Raw genomic sequence first — 11,692 nt, 5'->3', positions numbered from 1 at the left:
TCGGCCATGATCTCAGTTTCTCCGTTCGATCACGTAGTAGGCGAGATCGCGCAGCCGGTCGGCCTGCGCCCCAAACGGTGCCAGTTCGGCAATTGCAGCTTCCGTTACGCGGGCTGCCTCAGCCCGCGCACCATCGATACCAAGAAGAGCCACAAAGGTGGATTTGCCTGACGCCTCATCCTTACCTGCAGTTTTGCCCAGCTCTTCCGCTGTAGCTGTTGCATCCAGCACGTCATCCGCGATCTGGAATGCGGCACCAATATTGGCACCAAACGCTCTCAGCCGCTTACGCAGATCAGGCGTTGCCTGACCAAGAATGGCCCCGGCTTCCGCCGAATAGCGGATCAGGCAGCCGGTTTTAAGGGCATGCAGGTGGCGAACTTCATCAAGAGGGAGGGCGCGACCTTCCCCCTCCATATCAATCATCTGACCACCGACCATACCAGCAGCACCCGACGCTTCTGCAAAGCACTGGATCAGATCAATGCGCACTTCCGCACTGGCGTGCGTGCGGGTATCGGCCAGAATTTCAAATGCTTTGGTTTGCAGGGCATCTCCGGCCAGAATGGCGGTTGCCTCGTCAAATTTGCGATGTGTGGAAGGCTGGCCACGACGCATGTCATCATCGTCCATGGCGGGCAGGTCATCATGCACCAAGGAATAGGCATGCAGCATTTCCACCGATGCAGCCACCCGAGCGGACTGGCTGTCTGGCACACCAAACAGACTGGCTGTTGTAACAGCCAGATAGCCACGCAGGCGCTTGCCTCCCCCCAGAGTGGCATAACGCATGGCGTCCATAAGCCTTGCATCCCCTCCCTTTGTAGGGGGAAGCAGAGCATCAATCGCGCTTTCAATCACGCTCGCGCGCGCGCCCATGTCCTGCTTGAGGAGCGCAGCATCAGTTGCGCGGATGATCGTAGTTTGTGTCGGCTCTGTCATCGACATCTCAGTCCATCGGTTTCATGTCCAACGACCCGTCGGACCGTTGAACGATAGCCTGCACGCGCGCTTCAGCCTCATTCAGCTTGGCCTCGCAATGCTGCCGCAGGGCCGCGCCGCGCTCATATGCCTTAATGGCATCTTCCAGCTTCATCTGGCCGCCTTCCAAGCCGCGCACGATCTTTTCCAGTTCGGCGAGCGCTTCCTCAAAAGACAGCGAAGTGATGTTGTCCGGCATTGTGCGGGCGTCCCTATCCTTCATGAAGGGCAGCCCATAGCGCGAGAAGGGACCATCTGCCAAGTCTTGCATGCGAATGGCAGGTCGAATTTACCTCAGGAACGAAATCAGACGTCCTGCGAACGCCGCTTGATCGTGAACGAGAAAATGCCGTTTTCATCCGCAAAAGAGACCAGAGCGTGCCCTGTTTCCCTACAGAAAACCTGAAAATCAGACACAGATGCGCGGTCCGTAGCCAACACCCGCAAACGTGCCCCTGAGGGCAGGCTCCGAAGTGCCCGATTGGCTTTCAGAACAGGCAAAGGGCAACTAAGCCCACGCACATCCAGAACTGTATCACTCATGAACGCTTCCATTTTATCCGGCAGTCATATGGGGAATGAATATACCCCCAAAGCACATGGCTCAGGCCGTTAACCTTTGGGGCCGGAACCCGGTTGCCACCACGTAAAGCTCCGACGAATCCTTGCGACTGGCCGGGGGCTTTGCATGACGCACAAGCGAAAACGCCTGCTTTAATGTATCCAGCATGGCTTTTTCTGATCCACCCTGAAAAACCTTGGCAATAAACCCACCACCTTCGGCCAGAATTTCGAAAGCAAAATGTAGTGCTTCCTCAGTCAGACCGATGATACGGATATGGTCCGTGGGGCCATGCCCAGTTGTGTTGGGTGCCATGTCCGAGACAACCAGATCCGCCTTGCCACCGAGCATGCCTGTCAGCGTGCCAGCCATATCCGGATCCGTAAAATCTCCCTGTATAATTTCTGCTCCCGGCACAGGATCAACGGGCAGCAGGTCAACGCCGACGACCTTTGCCGCACCGCGCTTGACAAGCACCTGAGTCCAGCCGCCGGGTGCGGCACCAAGATCGACCACCCGCATGCCCGGCCGAATGAGCCTGAATTTGTCATCAAGCTCAATCAGCTTGAATGCCGCCCGCGACCGCCAGCCCTGCTTGTGTGCAGCCTGCACATAGGGGTCATTCAACTGACGGGCCAGCCACTTCTGCTGGGCAGTCGTACGGCCACGTGCGGTGCGCAGGGTGACAGTTTGCGTGCGCACCCGCTGCGGTGCATCGGAGTCATCTTTTGCCAGCCGGGCACCAGGGGTCACGCTGCTCTTGCGTGCCCGCCCCGGCACACGCAATGTGGAAGACGGACCAGTGGGGCGGGTTTTTTTGTCGCTCATAAACCTGATGCCTGCATTAAACTCGAAGTGGAAAGAACGTGACGAGCATGTGGCGCACGCGCAGTGCGCCGGAACATGGGGGATGTTTTACGTAACATACGAAGGATCATGCCGTCTCGTAGCCCACGATCCGCCACAATAATATCCTGCATCGGCCATATATCATGAATTGCTTCAAAAATCGCGCAGCCCGGCAAAACAAACGGCGCGCGCTCAGGGCCTATGCAGGGATGAGCCTCAATATTACTCAACCCCATATCCTGCAATTTGCGCATGGCAAGGCGTGCACTGCCCGCGGGCAAAAGAGAACCGTCCACAGCGGCACGGGCATAGCGGGGCAAATTTAAAATAAGGCTGGCAAGGGTTGTCACCGTGCCACTTGTACCAATGAGCCTGACCTGATTGCGCCGAATTTCCGAGCGTATCCGATGCACACTTTCAAACTCATGCAAATAAGCGCGCGTATGCTCAACCATTGCTCGGTAGCGGGCAGGGGTCATTGTCTCCATCGGCCCAAACTGCTCCGACAGTGTGATGACACCAACCGGAAGACTCAAATAACCGATCAGGGATTCCGTCTGCTGCGCCGCCTCCGTGCGTATCCATGCAATTTCCGTAGAGCCGCCGCCAATATCAAAAAGCAAGGCTCTCGCCCGCGGCAGACCGAAGCGGTTATTGTGGATGAGGTTCGCGCAGCTTTCCACAGCCAGACTGGCTTCCTCCCGCCCGGATATAATGTGAATTTCAAAACCGGTCGCGGCCTGAGCGCGCTCTATAAATGCCCGCCCGTTAATCGCGCGGCGGCAGGCTTCCGTCGCTACGGCCTGAAACATCCCCACCTGCCGCCGCGCCAGACGCTCAGCACATATCTGCAGGCTTCTACCGTACGGTTCATCGCCACATCACTCAGGCGGCCAGTATGGTGCAACCCCTCTCCCAATCGCACGGTGCGGGTAAAACTATCTACAACCCGAAAGCCACCAGCAGTCTGAGCGGCAATCATCAACCGGCAATTATTGGTTCCAAGATCAAGCGCACCAAAAAGCTCCGGATCGCCACCAACGCCATTGGGCAGGAGGGGAGGGCCATTGACCGAAGGGCCGGCCCAAGGAAGAGGATGATCCATCTGTCCGGTCCTTTAATATCTGGAGTTGCACTGTTTCTAACTTATTTTGGGGACCACAGCGCCCGGGGACAAGATAAATATGCACCGAAAACAAAATTCTTTTATTGGATGGGGTTGCAAGCCCAGAATGACAGTGCTAGTAGAGCGTCACCGGCAAGGAAGTGAGGTTTTACACTTCGTAACGTCGTCCTGCTGGGGGATAGTTTAGCGGTAGAACTACCGGCTCTGACCCGGTCAGCCCTGGTTCGAATCCAGGTCCCCCAGCCACAATTTTCCATAAAAATTTAAATACAGCAGGCAAAAAAATTCACCATCGTATCATACTTACGATGACCCGGAAGACCTGTAATACCCAATGCATCAAATGAGTCGATTGGGCTAGGGCAACACCATGCCCAACAATATACCTCTCCCCAAAAAAGAATTGCGTTGGTGATTTTTTGCCAAAAATCAACCGGTTCACCCATAGGTCACACCTCCAGAGTCACTAAGATTACATTTTCCAATTGCTAAAATCTTAAGGGTTTATTAAAATTATAAACATGGCTCTTTTGCTTGAAAGCCGGAGTGTCATTTGTGCGAAAAGTGAGCTCCTAGCGCGCTATTGGCACAACATATGAATATATGCATGCCATTCAAGTATCCGGCAGCAAGCATACGGTCATGTGCACGGAGACATTCGCCGTTACAGGCAAGGACTCAAAGGGTGAAATTCTGTTAACAAACCCCCAACACACTTGATATTATCTAAAAATTATTCTTTGGTGTCTCGTTGAATAAGTAAAGGATAATGCGTCCTAAGTGGCTTTGTATGGTGTGGTCTATAGTTCTGACCTAACCATAGTGAGTTTATAGTTCCGCATTTCCAAGATTCAGGGTTGTTACTACGTCAAGCAGCTCTGGGCCTTCATCATCCACCGCAAGGACCTCGCTTGCGGACCAGTCGTCGCAATAAAGGTTAGTCGGTAATCTCACAAATATTGCTCTGTCATCAGCACCACAGCATGCCCTATGCGTATTCAAGGCCGAATTATGCTCGTATCCAAATCTTCAACATCGTCAATTGATACCACCTTGTATTTTGACATGCTTGAGCAGGCTGCCGATGGCGTAGTCATTATTGACCCGTTAAATCACGTTGTCTTTTTCAACACCGCCGCCGAGCAGTTATGGGGGTGTTCTGCGGCAGACGTTATTGGCAAGAACGTCAACTGTCTGGTGCCATTAGAGCAGCGCGCACAGCATGATGGCTACATCAACCACAATAGAAATACCGGCGTGAACCGTATTGTTGGCACATCGCGCGAGGTTGTCTTTACGCGCACCAATGGAGATTATGTCGCTGCGGAAATGTCTATTTCCACAGCGATCATCGGGCCAGACAAACAACGCTATTATATGGCTTTCCTCAAAGGTGTTACAGAAGATAGTCATCGCAGAAAAATACTGGACCTTCAGAACCGCGTCTTCCATGAGCTTTCAGGCGAATCTCCTGAGCAGGATATTGCCGACATGCTCTGCAGCGAGGCCGAGCAGCTTGTTCCGAACAGTGTTGCCGCTCTTTTGCTGGTTACCCCCGAGCATAATCTGGAAATTCTCTCAGGCGAGGGCCTGTCACGCCGTAAAATAGCGATGCTTATGCGCATTACGCTTACGGATGCGGATATTACGGCACTGGCTCAATCCCCCACAGAAGCACGCGATATTGTGTGGAGTGCTGATGCTGACAATGCCCAAGAAAATGAATTTCTGGATTGCTGGGCATCTGCTATCTGCAACGGGGCAGGGGAGCTTATTGGTATTTTTGCCCTTTACTCACGTAACCGGGACAAGATTACCAACTGGCCCCAGAAGATTGTTGCCGGCTGCGTTCCTTCATGTGCAGCAATTATAGAACGTGGCAAAACTCGCCAGCAGTTAAGCCGCCTTGACCGTTATGATGCGTTAACAGGATTGCTTAACCGCACGGCGGTTACAACAATCCTTAAGGACATGACGCTTCAGGCCAAGGATGCCCCCTTTGCCCTGCTCGTGCTGGATGTGGACCTGTTCCAAGACATCAATAACCTGATGGGTTATGACAAGGGCGATGCTCTTTTGCAGACAATGGCGCAACGCCTGACTGCACAGTGCCGAAGCAACTTTATAACAGGTCGACTGGGAGGCGATGACTTCGTTGTCATCATCCCCAACGGTGACCATGACATAGCAAACGCTTTTGCCGACAGCCTGACAGTTGCCATGCGCGACCCCGTGATCATTAACAATCAGGAGCTCATTATTTCCTTAAGCATCGGGATCAGCCTGTATCCTGATGACGGTATGGAAGTTGAGCATATCCTGAACCGGGCTGAAATGGCCATGCTGGAGGCAAAAAAAACCGCCCGCAAAAGCTTCCGGTTACTCGGCAGCATTGCAAATGATGATGTAAGGGCACGGGTGATTATTGGCTCAGCCCTACGCAAGGCCATTCAGGATTCAGAGCTGGAACTTTTCTACCAGCCTCAGATCAGCATCAAAAATAACCTTCTCTACGGCGTGGAAGCTCTTTCTCGCTGGCACCACCCCACATTAGGCACCATTCCCCCCTCACGTTTTATCCCTATTGCCGAAGAAACTGCCCAGATCGAGGCCATCGGGCTGTGGTCCTTGGAAAGAGCATGCGCTCAGATTGTTGAATGGGATGCAATGGGCCTGCATGTTCCCATTGTCAGCGTTAACCTTTCTGCCGCGCACTTCAGCAATCCCAGCCTGACCGAGCAGATTGTCAACATGCTCACCCGCCATCAGCTCGCAGCCAATCGCCTGACGATTGAAATTACTGAGGGCGGAATGATGCAGCAGAACACCGAAACCATGTCCACACTCATGGCTCTGCGCGAAATTGGTGTCGGCCTCTCGCTTGACGATTTTGGCACGGGCTTTTCTTCCCTGTCGCGCATTTCGCACCTGCCGTTGACTGAAATTAAAATCGACCGGAGCTTTATCATCAACTTCGAAAAAGATGTCAGCTCCCTTATCGTGACTGAAGCAGCCATCAACATAGGCAAACGACTTGGCGTTCATGTTGTAACGGAAGGTGTGGAAGACACATTCCAAGAAGCGCGCCTGCGGACGATGGGATGCGATGTGATGCAGGGGTATCTGTTTGCCCGCCCCATGCCGCCGGGAGATCTGCTGCACTGGGTTCAGACCAGGCCAACTTTTACACCGTAGCGTAATCAGCGGATTTAGTCCTGAATTCAGAGCTGGTTGCAAAAAACCACTTCGGTTTGAGAGGGCATTCTCAAACCGAAGTAATAACAACAGACTCAAAATTAAGGAGTGAGATTATGAATAGCATCTCTACCGAAATTAGACACTCACAAAATCGTGCGCAGGATTTCGCGGATATGGAATATCGCCGCAAATTCATGAAGCTGACGGATAAAAATTGCGCATCCATTCGTCTGATCAAAGATATTATTGATCGTGAGTTGCCTGTTGCACTGGACATTTTTTACGAGCAGGTCAGAAAAACACCGGAGACTAGCAGTTTTTTTTCCAGTGAAGCAAAAATAGCGCACGCAAAACACGCGCAGCAGGAACATTGGAAAAATATTTCATCCGCTAATTTTGACCAGAATTACGCAGAAAAAGTGCACACAATCGGCAGCGTGCACGCTCGGATCGGGCTAGAACCACGCTGGTACATTGGTGGTTATGCCATTGTTATTGACCACCTCATCCGTAGCATTGTAAGCGATCTCGCTCCCAAGACAGGGCTATTTGCAAAAAAAGCCACTATTTCCACTGAAGAAATGGGTGAGGCCATTGCAAGCCTTTGTACTACTGTGATGCTTGAGATGGATCTGACGATTTCCGTATATCTGGAAGAGGCCGAAAAAGCCCGCCAGAAATCCCGAGATGAGGTCATTCATAAAGAACAGACTTTTGTGGCCGATAGCTTTGGCATGATCCTGGGCGAAGTGGCTGAACGCAACCTCTCGCAGAAAATGGAGAAGGAGCTACCGTCGGCTTACATTCCGCTACGTAACAACCTGAATGGTGCCATTGAATCGCTGCGCGAAACACTGAGCATAGTGAACGACACAACAGATACAATTGATATTACTGCGGGTGAAATTAACACAGCAGCACAGGATCTGGCGCACAGAACAGAACAACAGGCTGTCTCAGTTGAAAAAACTGCTGCCGCAGTTGAGCAGATTACCGCAACGGTCACCTCCACCGCTGCCCGCGTGAGTGAAGCAAACGCGTTTGTCTTCAACTGCCAGAACATTACTGAGCAGTTTGGCGTTATGATCAATCGTGCGACCGCAGCGATGTCGGAGATTGAACGTTCGTCAGAAGCGATCAGTAAAATTACAAATGTGATGTCCAACATTGCAATCCAGACCAACCTGCTTGCTTTGAACACGGGCGTGGAAGCTGCCCGCGCGGGCGAAGCAGGAAGTGGATTCCGCGTGCTGGCGCAGGAAATTCGTGACCTTGCCAACCGGGCTGGCAACGCCTCCAAGGAAGTCAAGGAGCTGGTCGAGACATCTCGCGGTCAGGTGCTGTCGGGCGTTTCCATTATGGAAGAGGCGGGGCATGCCATTACCACCATTATTTCCAGCGTTGCAGACATTGGTGACCACCTGAAAGCTATTGCACAAGCGGCGTCCGAACAGGCAACAGCCTTGCAGGAAGTTAACAATGCGGTTTCTACCATTGATCAGGGAACACGCCAGAATGCCGCCATGGTGGAAGAAACATCGACAGCAAGCTCTGGCATGGCGCAGCAGGCACGGCAACTTAAAGGACTGCTGAACGAGTTTACACTCGTATAACCCGCCAGCCATCATGAATTTTAAGCGCCTTCCCTCTACGGGGAGGCGTTTTGTTATTTTTGTAAACTCAATAGACCATATTGACTGCGAACTGCGGCGAAACTTTTACACCTGTATTGTGTCCCGCATAATAAATGGCCGAACCAACAATAATACCCATACGAGAAGTCCAGCTATATTCGACTGCAGGTGCAATCTGCCAATCCCCACTACTGGCGGCAATCCGGTCAACATGCTTGCCATGTGCATCATACCCCCACACACGGGAGCCGTTGGCCCAATCCCGTGCCAGGTCAAAAGCCAGCACCCATGCCTGATTCAGCCCGTATTCCAAGGAAAAACCTGTCTGCCCACTCATGCCCGGCCGACCACGACCATGGAAACCAGCACCTGTCCCATAACTGGTAACATCTTCCAGTTGCGTGGATGCCAGAGCGTGACGAAACCACCCCCATGTCCGTAAGCGCAAGGCATGGTGGCCATTGACCACATACGTGGATTGCTCCGTAATGGCCATGCGGAAAACATAGGCTCCCGTGCCATTACTATCCTGCTTGTTCTGTAATTTATTATAGTCGCCAGTAGGGAAGTACACCCCGGCAAAAAGATTGAATGCAGGAATATATTTTTTAGGATTAGGGTCAATAAATCTCCAGACCATATCGACTGGAAAATCTCCAAATTTTGGACCTGAGGAGTGGCCCTGTCCATTTTCCCATCCATAATTGACAACCGTATGCGCCTGAATGCTCAGATGCTCGGTAATGCCATACTTCCACATGGTAGAATTGCTGAACGTCTGCTGCCGGGGGTGCTGTGGGTGGCTACTTCCATCCGCGCTAAAATAGCCAATCGGTTGTGTGTAACTATAGTACGGCTCAATACCCACGAGCCCGGCATGCGCCTCCGCTCCTGAGGGGGACACCAAGGACCCTGTGTACCATTGTCCATCAGCAGCACCAGCTGTTCCAGAGCAGAACGCCAGAAGAAAAGCCACTGCGGCAAAAGAGGATTGATGCTTTATTGTTCTTATCATTTTCTTCTTTTCATCACATCAGTAGGCACACTTCCACAGCTTGGACGGCATATAGCATCCAGATATAAAAGTTTCCAGCGAGACTATTAAAATATATCCAAAAATATAATTTGTATTTATATCGTAACAATACGAAATCATAACTATTGCGCGATCGTTTATTTTATTGAATGAAAAGTTTCTCTTGACATTACATGCATCTAGCACAAAATCACTTTCAATCTGACATCAAGTGACGCGTTAGCGGCATGTGAAGCGATGCATTTTGTTAAAATTTTACTCTTATGTGGGCGGGGCCATGCGCAATGTCAGATCATCGCCATTCCCTCAGCTTAAATGCTGGACCACAAACCGCATCACCCAGCATCGCAAGCTCTGCGTCCGTGCTTGTACCACTCTCCCCAACGCCAATACCGTCCCAGCAATCCCTGCTGCATGCCTCAAATCCTGATTCACGACCGGTTTCGTTGCGTGGAAAGGTTGGTGATTGCTTTATCCACCTCTGTTATTGAACCGTGAGCAAAGCGAGACGACAATGACCATTGATTATGCAAAATTCAAAAACCTCAGCCCCTTTGAACTCAAAGACGAACTTATTCGCCTGGCTTCAAGCCACACCGACCGCGCGATGCTTAATGCAGGACGTGGCAACCCCAATTTTCTGGCAACACTTCCACGTTCTGCGTTTTTCCATCTAGGTCAGTTCGCTGTCGCAGAATCAGAGTTGTCTTTTTCATACATGACTGCAGGCGTTGGTGGTCAGGCCCGCGTGGAAGGGATAGAGGAACGATTTGCGCGGTTTTTATCCGATAACCGCGATAAAAACGGTGTCTTCTTTTTAGGCCGTGCACTCAGCTACGTTCGCGATCAGATGGGGCTTTCCGCCTCAGCTTTTTTGCATGAGATGGTAGAGGGCATTCTGGGGTGTAATTATCCAACCCCACCACGCATGCTAAGCATGAGCGAGCAGATTGCCGGACAGTACGTGCTGCGCGAGATGGTGGGGAGCACCCTGCCAGTGGATAGCACGGACTTTTTTGCAACCGAGGGCGGCACTGCCGCCATGGCTTATATTTTCAACACGCTCAAACAGAATGGACTGGTTAAAAAAGGGGACAAGGTTGCCATCGGCCTGCCTGTTTTTTCGCCTTACATTGAAATTCCACAACTGGAAGAATATGGGCTGGAAGTGGTTTCCATCCATGCCGACCCAGAAAAAAACTGGCAGTATCCTGCTGGCGAACTGGAAAAGCTGAAAGACCCGGCAGTCAAGATTTTCTTCTGCGTCAATCCCAGCAACCCTCCATCGGTAAAGATGGATGACACTTCTCTGGAGCTGATTGCCTCCATTGTCAAAAACGATCGTCCTGACCTTATGATTCTGACAGACGATGTTTACGGCACTTTTGCTGATGATTTCCGCTCGCTTTACGCCGTGTGTCCGGCCAACACCATTTTGGTTTACTCCTTCTCCAAATATTTCGGAGCAACAGGCTGGCGCTTGGGGGTTATCGGCGTTCACAAGGACAACGCTATTGACGGGCTGCTCCGCGCACTCCCCGGCAACGCGCAAAAAGCACTCGCCCGCCGCTACTCCAGCCTGACAACAGATGCCAGCTCGCTCAAGTTCATTGATCGTCTGGTCGCAGATAGCCGTGCGGTGGCGCTCAACCACACGGCAGGCCTGTCCACTCCGCAACAAGTCCAGATGGTGCTCTTTGCGCTTTTTGCCATGATGGACGAGACCGGGAACTACAAGGCCTCTCTCAAAGCCGTTATTCGCCGCCGCGAAGCAACGCTTTACCGTGAACTGGGTGTTAAACCCCAGGAAGATGCCAACGCTGTTGATTATTACACCCTGCTGGACCTAGAGAGCGTTGCCCGCGACCTGTATGGCAAAAAATTCGCAAAATGGATGCTCAAGCGCGCCAGCACAGGCGAAATGCTGTTCCGCATAGCAGACGAAACGGGCATTGTTCTGCTGCCGGGCGAAGGCTTTGGTGTGCAAAAACCGGCAGCGCGCGCATCCTTGGCCAATTTGAGCGAATATCAGTATGCAGCCATTGGCCGCTCACTGCGCAAAATGGCTGATGAATATTATCAGGAATTCACCAAGTCCGAAGCATAAAACTTGCACGCTCAAAACGAGTACAATCATCTTTAAAAAATATAGTGCGGAGCACACCATGTGCTCCGCACTATACTTTCCAAATATGCTTTAATGTAGCTGGGGTGAGTGCGCTAAAAACTAAATGGCACCCACATACCCAAGCCTCCCCACATCTTAAACTAAATATAATTCGGCCTTACGCATCAAATTGTCTATA

Annotated in this window: 10 protein-coding genes and 1 tRNA gene; 4 read left to right on the top strand and 7 right to left on the bottom strand. The window is 51.7% G+C overall.

All coding sequences use genetic code 11. From position 1 onward, the window contains the following. Positions 1–12 precede the first annotated feature (12 nt). The 6 genes from JCM25146_RS01475 to JCM25146_RS25105 form a co-directional block, all read right to left on the bottom strand. A complete protein-coding gene (locus JCM25146_RS01475; RefSeq protein ID WP_025825350.1) occupies positions 13–948 on the bottom strand; it encodes a polyprenyl synthetase family protein in 936 nt (311 codons plus the stop codon). A gap of 1 nt (position 949) precedes the next feature. Beyond that, positions 950–1,204 (bottom strand): exodeoxyribonuclease VII small subunit, encoded by a 255-nt coding sequence (locus tag JCM25146_RS01470; protein ID WP_199897667.1) that lies wholly within the window; start codon positions 1,202–1,204, stop codon positions 950–952. An 83-nt stretch (positions 1,205–1,287) separates the two neighbouring features. Further along, positions 1,288–1,524, bottom strand: a complete 237-nt coding sequence (locus tag JCM25146_RS01465; RefSeq protein WP_025825347.1) for a sulfurtransferase TusA family protein — start codon at positions 1,522–1,524, stop codon at positions 1,288–1,290. A 61-nt stretch (positions 1,525–1,585) separates the two neighbouring features. After that, positions 1,586–2,371: an RlmE family RNA methyltransferase gene (locus tag JCM25146_RS01460; protein ID WP_025825346.1), complete on the bottom strand. Its 786-nt coding sequence runs from the start codon at positions 2,369–2,371 to the stop codon at positions 1,586–1,588. Continuing rightward, entirely contained in the window at positions 2,368–3,204 is an 837-nt protein-coding gene (locus JCM25146_RS16380; RefSeq protein ID WP_242400832.1) for a Ppx/GppA phosphatase family protein, read from the bottom strand. The genes JCM25146_RS01460 and JCM25146_RS16380 overlap by 4 nt, the downstream gene beginning before the upstream one ends. Further along, positions 3,189–3,497: a hypothetical protein gene (locus JCM25146_RS25105; protein ID WP_242400827.1), complete on the bottom strand. Its 309-nt coding sequence runs from the start codon at positions 3,495–3,497 to the stop codon at positions 3,189–3,191. Before JCM25146_RS25105 ends, JCM25146_RS16380 begins: the two co-directional genes overlap by 16 nt. A 193-nt stretch (positions 3,498–3,690) precedes the next feature. Between JCM25146_RS25105 and JCM25146_RS01450 the strand changes: the two genes are divergently transcribed. The 3 genes from JCM25146_RS01450 to JCM25146_RS01440 all read left to right on the top strand — a co-directional run bounded on the left by JCM25146_RS01450 (position 3,691) and on the right by JCM25146_RS01440 (position 8,329). Further along, positions 3,691–3,764: transfer RNA gene (locus JCM25146_RS01450), tRNA-Gln, on the top strand. A 765-nt stretch (positions 3,765–4,529) separates the two neighbouring features. Further along, complete coding sequence (locus JCM25146_RS01445) at positions 4,530–6,713, top strand: sensor domain-containing protein (RefSeq protein WP_035371670.1); 2,184 nt, start codon at positions 4,530–4,532, stop codon at positions 6,711–6,713. 116 nt (positions 6,714–6,829) lie between these two features. After that, positions 6,830–8,329 (top strand): globin-coupled sensor protein, encoded by a 1,500-nt coding sequence (locus JCM25146_RS01440; protein WP_081774698.1) that lies wholly within the window; start codon positions 6,830–6,832, stop codon positions 8,327–8,329. Positions 8,330–8,396: 67 nt separating this feature from the next. On the opposite strand, the gene JCM25146_RS01435 is transcribed toward JCM25146_RS01440, so the two are convergent. Continuing rightward, a complete protein-coding gene (locus JCM25146_RS01435) occupies positions 8,397–9,365 on the bottom strand; it encodes a hypothetical protein (protein WP_051543854.1) in 969 nt (322 codons plus the stop codon). Between the two features lie 535 nt (positions 9,366–9,900). On the opposite strand from JCM25146_RS01435, the gene JCM25146_RS01430 reads away from it, so the two are divergent. Then, positions 9,901–11,493: a bifunctional aspartate transaminase/aspartate 4-decarboxylase gene (locus JCM25146_RS01430; RefSeq protein WP_025825340.1), complete on the top strand. Its 1,593-nt coding sequence runs from the start codon at positions 9,901–9,903 to the stop codon at positions 11,491–11,493. The last annotated feature ends 199 nt before the right edge of the window (positions 11,494–11,692 follow it).

The organism is Acetobacter okinawensis JCM 25146 (assembly GCF_000613865.1).
GTDB lineage: Bacteria > Pseudomonadota > Alphaproteobacteria > Acetobacterales > Acetobacteraceae > Acetobacter > Acetobacter okinawensis.
This window is presented reverse-complemented; position numbering and strand designations above follow the sequence as displayed.